The sequence below is a fragment of the Luteimonas notoginsengisoli genome (assembly GCF_042648885.1).
Lineage (GTDB): Bacteria > Pseudomonadota > Gammaproteobacteria > Xanthomonadales > Xanthomonadaceae > Luteimonas > Luteimonas notoginsengisoli.
In genome coordinates this window covers 1,058,571-1,074,346 of record NZ_JBHRYF010000001.1, presented here as the reverse complement: position 1 = coordinate 1,074,346, position 15,776 = coordinate 1,058,571, and the positions used below count along the sequence as shown (strand labels likewise).

The 15,776-nt window shown below is 66.5% G+C and carries 15 protein-coding genes and 1 tRNA gene; all 16 read right to left on the bottom strand.

Annotated elements, in window-relative coordinates:
• Window positions 1-92: 92 nt before the first annotated feature.
• The 16 genes from nuoN to secG all read right to left on the bottom strand — a co-directional run bounded on the left by nuoN (window position 93) and on the right by secG (window position 15,741).
• Window positions 93-1,556, bottom strand: a complete 1,464-nt coding sequence (gene nuoN / locus ACFOM9_RS05020) for an NADH-quinone oxidoreductase subunit NuoN (RefSeq protein WP_386706817.1) — start codon at window positions 1,554-1,556, stop codon at window positions 93-95.
• Window positions 1,557-1,587: 31 nt separating this feature from the next.
• A complete protein-coding gene (locus ACFOM9_RS05015) occupies window positions 1,588-3,099 on the bottom strand; it encodes an NADH-quinone oxidoreductase subunit M (protein WP_386706814.1) in 1,512 nt (503 codons plus the stop codon).
• Window positions 3,100-3,118: 19 nt separating this feature from the next.
• Window positions 3,119-5,185, bottom strand: a complete 2,067-nt coding sequence (nuoL, locus tag ACFOM9_RS05010; protein WP_386706811.1) for an NADH-quinone oxidoreductase subunit L — start codon at window positions 5,183-5,185, stop codon at window positions 3,119-3,121.
• Window positions 5,186-5,197: 12 nt separating this feature from the next.
• Window positions 5,198-5,515, bottom strand: a complete 318-nt coding sequence (gene nuoK / locus ACFOM9_RS05005; RefSeq protein ID WP_386707361.1) for an NADH-quinone oxidoreductase subunit NuoK — start codon at window positions 5,513-5,515, stop codon at window positions 5,198-5,200.
• Window positions 5,516-5,520: 5 nt separating this feature from the next.
• Window positions 5,521-6,174, bottom strand: a complete 654-nt coding sequence (locus ACFOM9_RS05000; protein WP_386706808.1) for an NADH-quinone oxidoreductase subunit J — start codon at window positions 6,172-6,174, stop codon at window positions 5,521-5,523.
• Between the two features lie 7 nt (window positions 6,175-6,181).
• Window positions 6,182-6,670: an NADH-quinone oxidoreductase subunit NuoI gene (nuoI, locus tag ACFOM9_RS04995; protein ID WP_386706805.1), complete on the bottom strand. Its 489-nt coding sequence runs from the start codon at window positions 6,668-6,670 to the stop codon at window positions 6,182-6,184.
• 14 nt (window positions 6,671-6,684) lie between these two features.
• Window positions 6,685-7,761 (bottom strand): NADH-quinone oxidoreductase subunit NuoH, encoded by a 1,077-nt coding sequence (nuoH, locus tag ACFOM9_RS04990; RefSeq protein ID WP_386706802.1) that lies wholly within the window; start codon window positions 7,759-7,761, stop codon window positions 6,685-6,687.
• On the bottom strand, window positions 7,758-10,004 hold the full coding sequence (gene nuoG / locus ACFOM9_RS04985) for an NADH-quinone oxidoreductase subunit NuoG (RefSeq protein ID WP_386706799.1): 2,247 nt from the start codon (window positions 10,002-10,004) through the stop codon (window positions 7,758-7,760). Before nuoG ends, nuoH begins: the two co-directional genes overlap by 4 nt.
• On the bottom strand, window positions 10,001-11,371 hold the full coding sequence (gene nuoF, locus ACFOM9_RS04980) for an NADH-quinone oxidoreductase subunit NuoF (RefSeq protein WP_386706796.1): 1,371 nt from the start codon (window positions 11,369-11,371) through the stop codon (window positions 10,001-10,003). Before nuoF ends, nuoG begins: the two co-directional genes overlap by 4 nt.
• A 14-nt stretch (window positions 11,372-11,385) precedes the next feature.
• A complete protein-coding gene (gene nuoE / locus ACFOM9_RS04975) occupies window positions 11,386-11,913 on the bottom strand; it encodes an NADH-quinone oxidoreductase subunit NuoE (protein ID WP_386706793.1) in 528 nt (175 codons plus the stop codon).
• A complete protein-coding gene (locus ACFOM9_RS04970) occupies window positions 11,910-13,220 on the bottom strand; it encodes an NADH-quinone oxidoreductase subunit D (protein WP_386706790.1) in 1,311 nt (436 codons plus the stop codon). The genes nuoE and ACFOM9_RS04970 overlap by 4 nt, the downstream gene beginning before the upstream one ends.
• Window positions 13,217-14,035 (bottom strand): NADH-quinone oxidoreductase subunit C, encoded by an 819-nt coding sequence (locus ACFOM9_RS04965; RefSeq protein WP_386706787.1) that lies wholly within the window; start codon window positions 14,033-14,035, stop codon window positions 13,217-13,219. Before ACFOM9_RS04965 ends, ACFOM9_RS04970 begins: the two co-directional genes overlap by 4 nt.
• Window positions 14,028-14,615 (bottom strand): NuoB/complex I 20 kDa subunit family protein, encoded by a 588-nt coding sequence (locus tag ACFOM9_RS04960; RefSeq protein WP_386706784.1) that lies wholly within the window; start codon window positions 14,613-14,615, stop codon window positions 14,028-14,030. Before ACFOM9_RS04960 ends, ACFOM9_RS04965 begins: the two co-directional genes overlap by 8 nt.
• Window positions 14,606-14,962, bottom strand: a complete 357-nt coding sequence (locus ACFOM9_RS04955) for an NADH-quinone oxidoreductase subunit A (RefSeq protein ID WP_386706781.1) — start codon at window positions 14,960-14,962, stop codon at window positions 14,606-14,608. Before ACFOM9_RS04955 ends, ACFOM9_RS04960 begins: the two co-directional genes overlap by 10 nt.
• A 202-nt stretch (window positions 14,963-15,164) precedes the next feature.
• A tRNA-Leu gene (locus ACFOM9_RS04950) sits at window positions 15,165-15,249 on the bottom strand.
• Window positions 15,250-15,306: 57 nt separating this feature from the next.
• Window positions 15,307-15,741: a preprotein translocase subunit SecG gene (secG, locus tag ACFOM9_RS04945; RefSeq protein WP_386706778.1), complete on the bottom strand. Its 435-nt coding sequence runs from the start codon at window positions 15,739-15,741 to the stop codon at window positions 15,307-15,309.
• Window positions 15,742-15,776: the final 35 nt, after the last annotated feature.

The following is a 15,776-nucleotide window of genomic DNA, read 5'->3' as shown; positions in this document are numbered from 1 at the left end:
AAGACACTGTCCAGCCAGCTGGCCGGAAACCCGTGCCGTCCCCCACCCTCCCCTTGCATGAAGGGGAAGGAATTCGGCGCAGCTTCGTCGCGCTAGATTCCGAAGGCCCGCTGGCACCACGCCATGAGCGGACTCCAGGCGAAGCCCAGTACCAGCAGCGAAATCGCGTTGATCGAAAAGACCACCTGCAGCGGGCGCCCGGGACGGACCTGGATCGGCTCGCCCTCGGGCTCGTCGAAGTACATCACCTTCATCACGCGCAGGTAGTAGAACGCGCCGATCACCGCGAACACGATGCCGACGATGGCCAGCCACAGCATGTCGCCGTTGATTGCCGCGCGCAGCACGGCCAGCTTGGCCCAGAAGCCGAGGAACGGCGGCACGCCGGCCATCGACGCCATCACGCACAGCACCAGCGCCGCCATCCACGGGCTGCGCGCATTGAGCCCCTTGAAGTCTTCGATCCGGTCGGCCTCGAAACCGTTGCGCGAGAGCATCACGATGGCGCCGAATCCCGCCGCGGCCATGATGGCGTAGCTGATCGCATAGAACATTGCCGCGGCATAGCCCTCGGCGCCACCGCCGGCGAAGCCGAGGAAGATGAACCCAACATGCGAGACAGTGGAATACGCCAGCATGCGCTTGAGGTTGGTCTGGGCGATCGCCACCACGTTGCCGATCGCCAGCGACAGCGCCGCAAGGCCGGCCAGAAGCACATGCCACTGGTCGCCAGCGGGGGCGAGTCCTGATTCGAGCAGCCGGTAGGTCATGCCGAACGCCGCCAGCTTCGGCGCCGAGCCGATGAATAGCGAGATCGGCGTCGGCGCGCCGTGGTAGGTGTCGGGCAGCCACATGTGGAACGGCGCCGCGCCGAACTTGAACGCGATGCCGACGACCAGGAACACGGTGCCGGTCAGCATCAGCACGCGGTCGTCGCCCGACAGCGCGCCGGCGGTGGCGTGGATCGTGGCCAGGTCCAGCGAGTGCGTGGCGCCGTACAGCAGCGACATTCCGTACAGCAGCATGCCCGAGGCCAGCGCACCCAGCACGAAGTACTTCATCGCCGCTTCCGACGACAGCGGGCTGTCTCGGTCGATCGCCACCAGGGCATAGGAACTCAGCGCCAGCAGTTCGAGGCCGACGTAGACCATGGTCAGGTTGCCGGCCGAGACCAGCAGCATCATGCCCGCGGTCGCGAACAGCACCAGCACCGGCAGCTCGCCCTTGTACAGGCCGCGCTCGCGCATGAAGGTCCACATGTAGCCCAGCGCAGTTGCCGACACCAGCAGCAGCGAGATCTTGAGCACGTCGGCGACGCCGTCGCGGACGAACATGTCGTGCATCACCGCGCCCTGCCCGCCCACGCCGGTGGCGACCATCCATGCCGCCACCAGCAGCACGCCGATCGCGCACGCGTGGGTGACGATGCGGCGTCGCTCGTCCAGGAACAGGTCCAGCATCAGCAGCGCGAACGCGCCCACGATCACCAGCAGCTCGGGCGCCAGCGGCGCGATGTCCGCCAGGGTGCGGACCTGCGGGGCCATCGTTGCTTCCATCGGTACGCCAGGAATCATCGCGACATCGTCCTCAAAGCTTGCTTGCGGCGAGCTGCGCCGCCAGTTGCGCGATGGAGGGTTCCATCAGGTCGGTGAGCGGCTTGGGCCACAGGCCGATCAGCAGCACGCCGGCGGCGAACACGCCGAGCACGATCCATTCACGGCCGTCGATGTCCTTCAGCTCGGCGACGTGGGCGTTGCCCACCTCGCCCCAGATCACGCGCTTGGCCAGCCACAGCGAGTAGCCGGCGCCGATCATCAGCGTGGTCGCCGCGGCGAACGCGATCAGCGGATGCTGCTGGAAGCTGGCCAGGATGATCATGAACTCGCCGACGAAACCGCTGGTGCCGGGGAGGCCAGAGTTCGCCATCGAGAAGAAGATCCAGAACGCCGCGAACCAGGGCATCACGTTGGCGACGCCGCCGTAGTCCGAGATCCGGCGCGTATGCATGCGGTCGTAGAGCACGCCGATGCAGGAGAACATCGCGCCCGAGATGAAGCCGTGCGACACCATCTGCACCATCGCGCCCTGCAGTCCGAGCCGCGCCACGTCGACGTTCTGCGCGTCGCGGACCAGCGCCAGGGCGATGAACGTGCCCAGGGTCACGAAGCCCATGTGCGCGATCGACGAATAGGCCACCAGCTTCTTCATGTCGTCCTGCACCAGCGCGACCATGCCCACGTAGACGATCGCGATCAGCGACAGCGCGATCATCAGCCAGCCGAACTCATGGCTGGCGTCGGGCACGATCGGCAGGCTGAAGCGCAGGAAGCCGTATCCGCCGATCTTCAGCATGATCGCCGCCAGCACCACCGAACCGCCGGTCGGCGCCTCGACGTGCGCATCAGGCAGCCAGGTATGCACCGGGAACATCGGCACCTTGACCGCGAACGCGATCAGGAACGCGAAGAACAGCCACGCCTGCTCGGTCGCCGTCAGCGACAGCTGCACCAGGTCCGGGATCTGCCAGCTGCCGCCCTTCAGGTACAGGTAGATCAGCCCGACCAGCATGAACACCGAGCCCAGGAACGTGTACAGGAAGAACTTCATCGCCGCGTAGACGCGGCGCGGCCCGCCCCAAACGCCGATGATGATGAACATCGGGATCAGCATGCCCTCGAAGAAGGCGTAGAACAGGATCGAGTCGACCGCGCAAAACACGCCGATCATCACGCCTTCGAGGATGAGCATCGTGGCGAAGTACTGGCTCACGCGCTTGGCCACCGAGCCCCACGCGCCGATCAGCACCAGCACCGTGGTGATCGTGGTCAGGATCACCAGCGCGATCGAGATGCCATCCGCGCCCAGGTGGTACTGGATGTCGTAGGCCGGAATCCACTCGCGACGCTCGATGAACTGCAGGCCGGCGTTGGCGTAGTCGAAGCCGGTGAACAACGGGATGCTGAGCACGAACGTCACCAGCGCGATCAGCAGTGACAGCCAGCGCGCGGCACTCGCACGCTGGTTGCCCAGCGCAAGCACCAGTCCGCCGCCAATGATCGGCAGCCAGATCAACAGACTCAGGAGGGGCCAGTTCGACACTTGTTCTTATCCGTGGCGTTCAGCGCCAGTAGCGGATGAGCGCGGCCAGCAGCACGATCAGGCCGAGAATCATCGCAAAGGCGTAGTGGTAGAGGAGTCCGGACTGGGTGCGCCGCAGCACGCCCGAGAACAGGTCGACGAGACGCGCGCTGCCGTTGACGAAGGCGCCATCGATCACCTTCTCGTCGTTGCGGCGCGACAGTTTGCCCAGCAGCACGCTGCCGCCGGCAAAACCCTTGATCCACAGATCGTCCATTCCGTACTTGTTGTTCAGGACGCGGATCGGCAGGGCGAAGACGCGCGCCGCCTTTGCAGGCAGGTCGGGCTTGAGCACGTACATCACGGTCGCCACGACAAAGCCTGCCAGGGCAAGCCAGAACGGCGGCGCCATGAGCCCGTGCAGGGCGAACTTTACCGGCCCGTGCCATTCGGCCGCCAGGATCGCGACGACGTCGCGCGGCCCGGCCACGTCGATCGAACCGAGGAAGAACGGCAGCTGCTTCACGTGGCCCATGACGTCGGTGCCGAACAGCATCGGCCCCAGCGTGACGAAGCCGACGCCGATCGAGGCGATCGCCAGCAGCACCAGCGGCACCGTCACCACCCACGGCGACTCGTGCGGCTCGTGCGCGCCATGGCCATGGTCGTCGTGGTGGGCATCGTGGCCGCCACCGGTGGCGTGGGCGTCGCGGAAGCGCTCCTTGCCATGGAAGGTCAGGTACAGCAGGCGGAAGCTGTAGAACGAGGTGACGAAGGCGCCCAGCAGCACCGCCCAGTAGCCGTAGGTCGCGATCCAGTTGCCCGACTCGTGCGCATGGTGCCCGGCGGCCTCGATGATCACGTCCTTCGAATAGAACCCGCTGAAAAACGGCGTTCCGACCAGGGCCAGGGTGCCGATCAGCATCGTCCAGTAGGTGACCGGCATGTACTTGCGCAGGCCGCCCATGCGGCGCATGTCCTGCTCATGGTGCATTCCGATGATCACCGAGCCGGCGGCCAGGAACAGCAGCGCCTTGAAGAAAGCGTGGGTCATCAGGTGATAGACCCCGGCGCTGTAGGCCGATACGCCCAGCGCCACGGTCATGTAGCCCAGCTGGGACAGCGTCGAATACGCGACCACGCGCTTGATGTCGTTCTGCACCATGCCGATCAGGCCGGTGAAGAAGGCGGTGGTGGCGCCGATGAACAGCACGAAGTTCAGCGCGGTCTCGCTGAGCTCGAACAGCGGCGACATGCGCGCGACCATGAAGATGCCGGCGGTGACCATCGTGGCGGCGTGGATCAGCGCCGAGATCGGGGTCGGGCCTTCCATCGAGTCGGGCAGCCACACGTGCAGCGGCACCTGCGCCGACTTGCCCATCGCGCCGACGAACAGGCAGATGCAGATCACCGTGGCGACCGACCACTCGTAGCCGGGAATGATCGCGACCATCTGCCCGCCACCGATCTTGTCGACGGCGTTGGCGAACACCGTCGCGTAGTCCAGGGTGCCGAACCAGTACAGCACGCCGGCGATTCCCAGCAGGAAGCCGAAGTCGCCGACGCGGTTGACCAGGAACGCCTTGAGGTTGGCAAACACCGCGGTCGGCCGCTTGAACCAGAAGCCGATCAGCAGGTACGACACCAGACCCACCGCTTCCCAGCCGAAGAACAGCTGCATGAAGTTGTTTGACATCACCAGCATCAGCATCGAGAACGTGAACAGGCTGATGTAGCTGAAGAAGCGCTGGTAACCCGGGTCGTCGGCCATGTAGCCGATGGTGTAGACGTGCACCAGCAGCGAGACGAAGGTCACCACGACCATCATCATCGCGGTCAGCTTGTCGACCATGAAGCCGACGTGGGCATCGATCGAACCGACCTGGAAGAAGGTGTAGACGTTCTCGTTGAACGGCGCCGCGCCCTGCCCGACCAGCTGCCACAGCACGTAGATCGACAGCGCGCAGCTCGCGGCCACGCCGAGAATGGTGATCGAATGCGAGCCGGCGCGACCGACCTGGCGGCCGAACAGGCCGGCCACGATCGCGCCGATCAGCGGCGCCAGCACGACTGCCAGCAGAACCGTTTTCGAGATCACGAATTCCATGCCCGGCATCACTCAGCCCTTCAAGGTGTCGATTTCGGCCACGTTGATCGTGCGCCGGTTGCGGAACAGCGTGACCAGGATCGCCAGGCCGATCGCGGCCTCGGCCGCGGCCACGGTGAGGATGAAGAACACGAACACCTGCCCTGCGGCATCGCCGGCCTCGCGCGAGAACGCGACGAAGTTGATGTTGACCGAGAGCAGCATCAGCTCGATCGACATCAGCAGGATGATCACGTTCTTGCGGTTGAGGAAGATGCCCGCGACGCTGATGCAGAACAGCGCGGCGCCCAGCGCAAGATAGTGGCCCAGCGACAGGCCTTGCATGAACATGTCCATCAACCGCCCTCCCCGCTGGCTTCGCCGGCCGGCGGCGACTGGGGCGCCTCGGGCGCCGGCCGGGTGGCATCCATCCGCACCATGCGGAAGCGATCGGCCGCCTTCACCCGCGACTGCGCGCTGGGGACCTGGTGCTTGGTGCCTTCGCGCTTGCGCAGGGTCAGCGTGACCGCCGCGATCACCGCCACCGTCAGGATCAGCGCAGCCACCTCGAACGGCAGCAGGTAGCCGGTGAACAGGCTCCCGGCCAGCCACTCGATGTTCGGCACGCCGGCCGCGGCCGCGACATCCACGCCGAACGGGGTCGCGCGCGCCTTGATGCCGATCAGCATCAGGATCTCGACCAGCATCACCACCGCCACCAGCAGTCCGACCGGCAGGTAGCGCACGTAGCCCTCGTGCATCTTCACTTCGTCGATGTCGAGCATCATCACCACGAACATGAAAAGCACCATCACCGCGCCGACATAGACCACGACCAGCGCGATGCCGAGGAACTCCGCGTCGGCCAGGATCCAGGTGCAGGCGACCGTGAAGAATGTCAGCGCCAGGCACAGCGCGGCGTGTACCGGGCTGCGAACGCTGATCACCGCGCCGGCCGCGACCACGGTCACGACGGCGAAGGCGAGGAAGGCAAGTAGTGTGAAGTCCATGCGGTCCTCAGCGGAAGGGAGCGTCGGCGGCGCGGCGCTCGGCGATCTCGGCTTCGAGCCGGTCTCCGATGGCCAGCAGCTGCTGCTTGTTGACGACGTTCTCGCCGCGGTTCTCGAAGTGGTATTCGAGCACGTGGGTCTCGACGATCGAGTCGACCGGGCAGGATTCCTCGCAGAAGCCGCAGTAGATGCACTTGAACAAGTCGATGTCGTAGCGCGTGGTCCGGCGGGTGTTGTCCGCACGCTGCTCCGAATCGATGGTGATCGCCAGCGCCGGGCAGACCGCCTCGCACAGCTTGCACGCGATGCAGCGCTCCTCGCCGTTGGGATAACGGCGCAGCGCATGCAGCCCACGGAAGCGCGGCGACTGCGGCGTCTTTTCCATCGGGTACATCAGCGTGTACTTGGGTTTGAACAGGTACTTGAGCGTCAGCCACATGCCGGACAACAGCTCCAGCAGCAGCAGGCCCTTGAACCAGGACGTCAACTTGCCCATCACTGTCATGTCCTTCACTGGCCGGCCTCGAACACGCCGTAGTACGCCATCAGCGCCGTCACCGCGATCCACGCGATGCTCAGCGGAATGAACACCTTCCAGCCCAGCCGCATGATCTGGTCGTAGCGGTAGCGCGGGAACGTGGCGCGGAACCAGATGAAGCAGCTGGCGAAGAAGCCGACCTTGAGGAACAGCCACCACCAGCCGTCGACCGACAGCAGCGGGACGCCCCAGCCGTGCAGCGGCGAAAGCCAGCCGCCGAGGAAGAAGATCGAGGCCAGGAAGCTGACCAGGATCATGTTGGCGTACTCGGCCAGGAAGAACAGCGCGAACGCGGCGCCCGAGTATTCGACCATGTGCCCGGCGACGATTTCCGACTCGCCTTCCACCACGTCGAACGGCGCGCGGTTGGTCTCGGCCACGCCGGACACGAAATAGACCACGAACAGCGGCAGCATCGGCAGCCAGAACCATTCGGTGAAGCCGCCGTTGCCGGCCTGCGCCATCACGATCTGCGTCATGTTCAGGCTGCCCGCGCCGATCATCACGCCGACCAGCGCGAAGCCCATCGCGATCTCGTAGCTGATCACCTGCGCAGCCGAGCGCATCGCGCCGAGGAAGGCGTACTTCGAGTTCGATGCCCAGCCGGCGATGATCACGCCGTACACGCCCAGCGACGTCATCGCCAGCAGGTACAGCAGGCCGGCGTTGGCGTTAGACAGCACCAGCTGCGCGTCGAACGGCACCACGGCCCACGCCGCGAATGCGGGTGCCAGGGTGATCAGCGGCGCGAGGATGTACAGCACGCGCTGTGCATTGGTGGGCTGGATGACTTCCTTGAACAGCAGCTTGAACACGTCGGCGAAGGCCTGGAACACCCCCAGGCCGACGTACATCGGTCCGTGGCGCACGTGCATCCATCCGATCAGCTTGCGCTCCCAGACCACGTAGAACGCCACCGCCAGGATCACCGGCACCGCGATCGCGAGGATCTTCAGCACGATCCAGACGACCAGGCCGATGGCGCCGAGCGACAGCAGCCCGTCATGCAGGGGGCCCAGCAGGTCGGAGAGGAAGGACGCGGTGTTCATGCGGCCACCACCCGGACGTCACCGGCCGCGAGCCCGGCAGTGACGCCGTAGCCACGCTCGACCCAGGCCGAACCGGCAGCGACGCGATCGTCGAGCACCACCTGCAGCGTCGCCGTGCCGCTGGCGTTGGACAGCTTCGCCATCGCGCCGTCGGCCAGGCCGGTGGCCGCGGCATCCTTTGGATGCAGGGTGACGCGCGGACCGACGGTCAGCGGGTGCGCCTGCAGCGCGGCAGCGCGGCGGGTGACGCCATCGACGCGATAGATCGCATCGGACACGGCGAGTTCGAAGCCGTCTCCGGTGGTCGCCGGCGCGGCCGAACTGGCCACCACGACCTCCTTCGGAGCCATGACGGCGCGGACGCCGGCAAGATCGGTGAACTCGAAACCGGCGGCCCCGAGCTCGCCTGCCAGCGCGCGCAGCACGCGCCAGCCGGCGCGCGCCTCGCCCGGCAGCTTGCCGGAGGCGACCGCGGACTGGTCGCGACCATCCAGGTTGGTCAGCGTGGCGTCGATCTCGGGCAGTGCCCCGATCGGCAGGATCACGTCGGCGATCGCGCGCGTCGAGCTGCAGGCGAACTGGCTGAAAGCCACGACCTGCGCGCCCTTGAGCGCCTGCAGCGCATTGGCCTGGCTGGCGAAGTCCAGGCCCGGCTCGATGCCGTAGATCATGTACGCACCGCGCGGCTGCGCGAGCATGGCATTGGCGTCGCGCGAAGCGGGCAGCACGCCATGGCGCGCCAGGCCAAGCGCGTTGGCACCCTGCGGAATCCGGCACAACGCGGCATTGTTCGCGCGCGCGAACTGCGCGACGGCCGTGCGGATCGCGGCCGCATGCACGCCGTTCTCGGCGACGCCGCCCACGATGACGACTGCGCGGGTCGCGCCCGTGAACGCCTCGGCCAGCGCAGCCGAACCCAGCGCGTCGGCGATGCGGGACGGCGCGACGATCTGCTTGCCGGCGATCTCGAAGGCGAAATCGAAATCGACCGGATTGATCACGTGCACTTTCGCGCCGCGCGTCCAGGCCTTGCGCACGCGCTGGTGCAGCAGCGGCACCTCATGGCGCAGCTGGCTGCCGACGATGAGGATCACATCGGCGTTCTCGATCTCCGCGACCGGCATGCCGAACGGTTCGGCGCGGGCGCCGTCCGACAGGTCATGCTGGGCGATGCGGTGGTCGAGGTTCCCGGTTCCGAGCGCCTCGGCCAGGCGGGCCAGCAATGCGCCTTCCTCGTTGGAAGTCGACGGATGGACCAGGATGCCGAGGTCGTCGGCGCCGTTCTCCCGCAAAATCTGCGCCGCCCTGGACAGGGCCTCTTCCCATGAAGTCTCGCGCCAACCCTCGCCGGACGCGCTGCCCGCATCGCGCACCAGCGGTTGCACTGCGCGGTCTTCGGCATGCAGGCCCTGGTGTGAATAGCGGTCGCGGTCCGACAGCCAGCACTCGTTGACCGCTTCGTTGTCGCGCGGCACCGCGCGCATCACGTCGCCGCGGCGCGCATGCAGGAACAGGTTGCTGCCCAGCGCATCGTGGTAGCCCACCGACTCCTTGGCGATCAGCTCCCAGGGGCGTGCGCGGAAGCGGAACACCTTGTTGGTCAACGCGCCCACCGGGCAGACGTCGATGACGTTGCCCGACAGCTCCGTGGTCAGCGGCTTGCCGTCGTAGGTGCCGATCTGCAGGCTCTCGCCGCGCAGCATGCCGCCAAGCTCGTAGGTGCCGGCGATCTCGGCGGTGAAGCGGATGCAGCGCGTGCAGTGGATGCAGCGGGTCATGTCGGTGGCGACCAGCGGACCCATGTCCTCGTCGGCGACCACGCGCTTGCGCTCGACGAAGCGCGACACCGATCGACCGTAGCCCAGCGACAGGTCCTGCAGCTCGCACTCGCCGCCCTGGTCGCAGACCGGGCAATCGAGCGGGTGGTTGATCAGCAGGAACTCCATCACGTTGCGCTGCGACTTGAGCGCCTTCTCGCTGCGGGTGGCCACCTTCATGCCGTCCATCACCGGCGTGGCGCACGCCGGCGCGGGCTTGCCCATCTTTTCCACGTCGACCAGACACATGCGGCAATTGGCCGCGATGGCGAGCTTGTCGTGGTAGCAGAAGCGCGGAATCGGGATGCCGGCCTTGTCGGCGGCCTGGATGATCATCGACCCCTTGGGCGCGGCCAGCTCGACGCCGTCGATGAAGACGGTGACCTGGTCCGGCGGCAGGTTCGGGTTGACGGGCTGTGCGCTCACGCGGCCACCTTCTTCGCGACGACGGTGCCTGCGCGCTGGTCGTCGACCAGGAAGCGTCCGTTCACGATCGCGTACTCGAATTCGTCCCAGTAATGGCGCAGGAATCCCTGCACCGGCCATGCGGCGGCTTCGCCGAAGGCGCAGATGGTGTGGCCTTCGATCTGCCCCGCCGCGGCGCGCAGCATCTGCAGGTCGTCCAGGGTGGCCTGGCCATCCACGATGCGGGTCAGCATGCGGTACATCCAGCCCGTGCCCTCGCGGCAGGGCGTGCACTGGCCACAGCTTTCCTGGAAGTAGAAGCGCGAGATGCGCTGGCAGGCGCGGACCATGCAGGCGGTCTCGTCCATCACGATCACCGCGCCCGAGCCCAGGCCCGAACCCGCCTTCTGCAGGCTGTCGTAGTCCATGGTCAGCTGCATCATCGTGTCGCCCGGCAGCACCGGCATCGACGAGCCGCCGGGGATCACGGCCTTGAGCTTGCGGCCGTCACGCATGCCGCCGGCGACTTCCAGCAGTTCCGCGAACGGCGTGCCCAGGCGGATCTCGTAGTTGCCCGGCCGCGCGACGTGGCCGGAGACCGAGAAGATCTTGCAGCCGCCGTTGTTCGGCTTGCCCAGGTTGAGGAACCACTCCGCGCCGTTGCGCACGATCGCCGGCACCGAGGCGTAGGTCTCGGTGTTGTTGATCGTGGTCGGCTTGCCGAACAGGCCGAAGTTGGCCGGGAACGGCGGCTTGTAGCGCGGCTGCCCCTTCTTCCCCTCCAGCGACTCCATCAGCGCGGTTTCCTCGCCGCAGATGTAGGCGCCCGCGCCGAGCGCGTTGTAGATGTCGACATCGATGCCGCTGCCGAGGATGTCCTTGCCCAGCCAGCCGTTGGCGTAGGCCTCGGCGGTGGCTTCCTCGAGATGCTCGAACGGCTCGTGGTGGAACTCGCCGCGCAGGTAGTTGTAGGCCACGGTGCTGCCGGTGGCGTAGCAGGCGATCGCCATGCCCTCGATCACCGCATGCGGGTTGTAGCGCAGGATGTCGCGATCCTTCGCCGTGCCCGGCTCGGATTCGTCGGAGTTGCAGAGGATGTACTTCTGCATGCCCGTGCCCTTGGGCATGAAGCTCCACTTCAGGCCGGTCGGGAAGCCGGCGCCGCCGCGGCCGCGCAGGCCCGACTGCTTGACCATTTCGATCACGTCGGCCGGCGCGATCTTCTCTTCCAGGATCCTGCGCAACGCGCTGTAGCCGCCGGTCTTGAGATAGTTCTCGTACGACCACGGCTTGTCGAAGTGCAGCGTGGTGTAGACGGCCTGGTGCTCCTTCGGCGCGGGGCCGACGGGGCCGTAGCCTTCGGAGACGTGGGAGTGATGTTGCGCCATGCCTGCGTCCAGCCTCACTTCAGTCCGTCGAGCAGCTCGTCGACTTTCGCCGCGTCGAGCTTCTCGTGGTAATGGCCGTTGATCACGACCACCGGCGCACCGCAGCACGCGGCCACGCATTCTTCCTCGCGCTTGAGGTAGACGCGGCCGTCGGCGGTGGATTCGCCCAGCTTGCAGCCGAGCTTCTGTTCCGCGTGCTTCACCAGGTCGCCGGCACCGTTGAGCCAGCAGCTGATGTTGGTGCAGAACGCAACGTTGTTGCGGCCCACCGGCGCGGTCTCGAGCATCGAGTAGAACGTCGCGACTTCGTACGCCCACACCGGCGGGATGCCCAGGTACTTGGCCACCGCGGCGATCAGCTCGTCGCTCAGCCAGCCGCCGTTGGCCTGCTGGGTGGCGAACAGGCCCTGGATCACCGCCGAACGCTTGCGGTCCGGCGGGAACTTGGCCACCCAGTGGTCGATGTGCGCGCGCACGTCGTCGGACAGCGCGACCATCGGGTCGACGTTGCGCGCATTCTCGAAATTGCCTGTCGCCCTCATCGGTCGATCTCTCCGAACACGATGTCGTAGGTCCCGATCATCGCCACCACGTCCGACAGCATGTGTCCCTTCACCACCTCGTCCATCGACGACAGGTGGGCGAAGCCCGGCGCGCGCAGGTGCGCGCGGAACGGCTTGTTGGCCCCGTCGGAGACCAGGTAGCAGGCGAACTCGCCCTTCGGCGCCTCGACCGCGCAGTAGGTCTCTCCGGCCGGCACGCAGTAGCCTTCCGAGAACAGCTTGAAGTGGTGGATCAGCGCTTCCATGTCGTCCTTCATCTCCTCGCGGGAGGGCGGCGACACCTTGTAGTTGTCGAGCATGACCGGGCCGGGATTGACCTTCAGCCAGCGCACGCACTGCTCGATGATCCGCACCGACTGGCGCATTTCGGCCACGCGCACCAGGTAGCGGTCATAGCAGTCGCCCGTCACGCCCACCGGGATGTCGAAATCGACTTCGGCGTACTTGGCGTAGGGCTGCTTCTTGCGCAAGTCCCAGGCCACGCCCGAACCGCGCAGCATCGGGCCGGTCATGCCCCAGGCCATCGCCTTTTCCGGCGGGATCACGCCGATGCCGACGGTGCGCTGCTTCCAGATGCGGTTGTCGGTGAGCAGCGTTTCGTATTCGTCGATGCGGCCCGGGAAATCCTTCGCGAAGGCTTCCAGGTAGTCGAGCATCGAGCCTTCGCGCCAGGCGTTGAAGCGCTTGAGCGAAGCGCCCTTGCGCCACTTCGACTCGCGGTACTGCGGCATGCGCTCGGGCAGGTCGCGGTAGACGCCGCCGGGACGATAGTAGGTCGCGTGCATGCGCGCGCCCGACACCGCCTCGTACACGTCCATCAGTTCCTCGCGCTCGCGGAACGCGTAGAGGAACACCGCCATCGCGCCGAGGTCGAGCGCGCTCGAACCCACCCACATCAGGTGGTTGAGGATGCGCGTGACTTCGTCGAACAGGGTCCGGATCCACTGCGCGCGCTCCGGCGCCTCGATCCCCATCAGGGTCTCGATCGCGCGCACGTAGGCATGCTCGTTGCACATCATCGACACGTAGTCGAGTCGGTCCATGTAGCCGATCGACTGGTTGAACGGCTTGGATTCGGCGAGTTTCTCGGTGCCCCGGTGGAGCAGGCCGATGTGCGGGTCGGCGCGTTGCACCACCTCGCCGTCCATCTCCAGGATCAGGCGCAGCACGCCGTGCGCGGCCGGATGCTGCGGGCCGAAGTTCAGGGTGTAGTTGCGGATCTCCTGCCGCGCCTCGGCCACGTTGCTGGCGAAGGGCGTGCTGGAGACGTGCGGATGGGCGCTCATTTCGCGGCTCCTGCGTCAGCCGGGCCGATGCCGCTGTGGACCTTGAGGTCGTGGTCCTCGCCGATGGCGGTGGCGTAGCGCGCATCGTCGCGGATCACGCGCGGCACGCCGACACGCGGCTCGACCGAGGTGACCGGCTCATACACCACGCGCTGTTTCTCGGCGTCGTAGCGGACTTCGACGTTGCCGATCAGCGGGAAATCCTTGCGGAACGGATGACCGACGAAACCGTAGTCGGTGAGGATCCGGCGCAGGTCAGGGTGGCCCTGGAAGACGATCCCGAACATGTCGAACGCCTCGCGCTCGAACCAGTTGGCGCCGGGCCACAGGTCGGTGACCGAGGCCACGATCGGCAGGCTGTCGTCGGCTGCGAAGCACGTCACGCGCACGCGCCGGTTGTGCGCGACCGAAAGCAACTGCGCGACCGCGGCATAGCGACGCTGCGGGACCGGGGTGATTTCCACGGCATCGGGCTGCGCCGCCTGCTGGCTGGGTCGTTCGCCGTACTTGAAGCGACCGGGTCCCCTGCCCTCCACGCCGCGACTGAAGCCTTCCGATGACACCTCGGTATCCCACTCGTCGCTGCCGTAGCCGAGGTAATCCACGCCGCACAGGTCGACCAGCATCTCGAAACCGAACTCGTCACGCAGCGCGCGGCAACCGTCGTGCCATTCGCCGGGCGTAAAGACGATGCCGACCTCGCCGCGCGACATCGCGACGGCGATTTCCGCGCCTTCAAAGCGGGCGCGCAGGCGATCGACGAACGCCGTCGCCGGTTCGAGGCCGGCGAGCCCGGGACCGACGTGCTCAGCCATTGCGAAGCCCCGTCTTGTTCTCGCCGAAATTGGTCGCGCGACGGATTTTCTTCTGCAGCTGCAGGATGCCGTAGACCAGCGCCTCGGCGGTCGGCGGGCAGCCGGGCACGTAGATGTCGACCGGCACGATGCGGTCGCAGCCGCGCACCACCGAGTACGAATAATGGTAATAGCCGCCACCGTTGGCGCAGCTGCCCATCGAGATCACCCACTTGGGGTCGGGCATCTGGTCGTAGACCTTGCGCAGCGCCGGGGCCATCTTGTTGACCAGGGTGCCGGCGACGATCATCACGTCGGACTGGCGCGGCGAAGGGCGGAACACCACGCCGAACCGGTCCAGGTCCAGGCGCGAGGCGCCGGCGTGCATCATCTCGACCGCGCAGCACGCCAGGCCGAAGGTCATCGGCCACATCGAGCCAGTGCGCGCCCAGTTGAGCAGCACGTCGGAACTGGTGGTGACGAAACCGCGCTCGGTGAGCGGGTTGTCGCCCTCCGGCCGCAGGATGTCGTCGACTCGGCCTTCGGGCAGCGGATTGCTGACGAAATCCGCCGCCTTCTGGATGGACTGGATCACTCCCATTCCAGGGCTCCCTTCTTCCACACGTAGATGAAACCGAGCAGCAGCATGCCCACGAAGATGCCCATCTCGATCAGGCCGAGCACGCCGAGCTGCCGGAACACGGTAGCCCAGGGGACGATGAAGATGATTTCCAGGTCGAAGACGATGAACTGGATGGCGATGAGGTAGTAGCGGATGTCGAACTGCATCCGCGAGTCTTCGAACGCGGCGAAGCCGCATTCGTACGGCGAGAGCTTCTCCGCCGTCGGCCGCTTGGGCCCGATCAGGTTGCCGATCACGATCAGGGCGATGCCGATGCCCGTGGCAACGAAAAGGAACAGCAGGGTCGGCAGGTATTCGGCCAGCACGCGTGTTTCTCTCGGCTACTGACCGCGAACGGCCATTGCTCGGATCCCGCGTCACGCCGGAATCCAGGTTGCCGCTGCGCGCGTCCTGCACGAAGCGAGCGTTGGTGGAAAGCCCGGGCATGGTGCACGGGTTCTAGCCGGGGCGGCGTGACAACCGCCCCAGGCCAGGAACCTGCCTCTTCCTGCGCAGGCCTTCCGCTCGTGGTGCCCAAGGGGGGACTCGAACCCCCACGACCTAAGCCGCTACCACCTCAAGGTAGTGCGTCTACCAATTCCGCCACCTGGGCAAATCTTTCACGTTCCGCGCGACGTTCAGGCCGCGAAACACCGGCATTGTAAGTGTCTCAATCGCCTTGCGGAACCGGTTGCGTCTGCGCAGGCGGTTGTGATTGCGTTTGCGCCGGCGTTGTATCGGCGGGCTGCGCTGGCGCCGACGGAACGGCCGGCGATGGCGCGGCGGGCACCGCGAGGTCGCCGGCGGGCGCGGGTGCGGCCGGCGCCTGCGACATCACGCCCAGATCCTGCTGCGCCGCGCCCGGCTGCGCGCTGTGGGTCGCGTGCCAGGCCATGAACAGCGTGATCGCGAAGAACGCGATCGCCAGCCACTTGGTGGCCTTGGACAGGAAGTTCGAGGAGCCCTGGGCGCCGAAGACGGTCGCCGAAGCGCCGCCGCCGAAGCCCGAACCGGCCTGCGCGCCAGCGCCGCGTTGCATCAGGATCAGCGCGATCATCGCGATCGCGATCAGCACGAAGAACACGTTGAGGATCGACATCAACATCGGAAGGACTCAGGTGATGGGTTCCCGGAAGGGAG

Excerpts from the sequence above, each read along its gene's own strand:
- nuoE (WP_386706793.1), bottom strand. The coding sequence starts at position 11,913 with ATGAGGGCGACAGGCAATTTCGAGAATGCGCGCAACGTCGACCCGATG.
- nuoN (WP_386706817.1), bottom strand. The coding sequence starts at position 1,556 with ATGGAAGCAACGATGGCCCCGCAGGTCCGCACCCTGGCGGACATCGCG.
- ACFOM9_RS05000 (WP_386706808.1), bottom strand. The coding sequence starts at position 6,174 with ATGGACTTCACACTACTTGCCTTCCTCGCCTTCGCCGTCGTGACCGTG.
- ACFOM9_RS04965 (WP_386706787.1), bottom strand. The coding sequence starts at position 14,035 with ATGGCTGAGCACGTCGGTCCCGGGCTCGCCGGCCTCGAACCGGCGACG.
- ACFOM9_RS04960 (WP_386706784.1), bottom strand. The coding sequence starts at position 14,615 with ATGGGAGTGATCCAGTCCATCCAGAAGGCGGCGGATTTCGTCAGCAAT.
- nuoI (WP_386706805.1), bottom strand. The coding sequence starts at position 6,670 with ATGGGCAAGTTGACGTCCTGGTTCAAGGGCCTGCTGCTGCTGGAGCTG.
- ACFOM9_RS04970 (WP_386706790.1), bottom strand. The coding sequence starts at position 13,220 with ATGAGCGCCCATCCGCACGTCTCCAGCACGCCCTTCGCCAGCAACGTG.
- nuoF (WP_386706796.1), bottom strand. The coding sequence starts at position 11,371 with ATGGCGCAACATCACTCCCACGTCTCCGAAGGCTACGGCCCCGTCGGC.
- secG (WP_386706778.1), bottom strand. The coding sequence starts at position 15,741 with ATGTTGATGTCGATCCTCAACGTGTTCTTCGTGCTGATCGCGATCGCG.
- nuoK (WP_386707361.1), bottom strand. The coding sequence starts at position 5,515 with ATGTTCATGCAAGGCCTGTCGCTGGGCCACTATCTTGCGCTGGGCGCC.
- nuoL (WP_386706811.1), bottom strand. The coding sequence starts at position 5,185 with ATGGAATTCGTGATCTCGAAAACGGTTCTGCTGGCAGTCGTGCTGGCG.
- nuoH (WP_386706802.1), bottom strand. The coding sequence starts at position 7,761 with ATGAACACCGCGTCCTTCCTCTCCGACCTGCTGGGCCCCCTGCATGAC.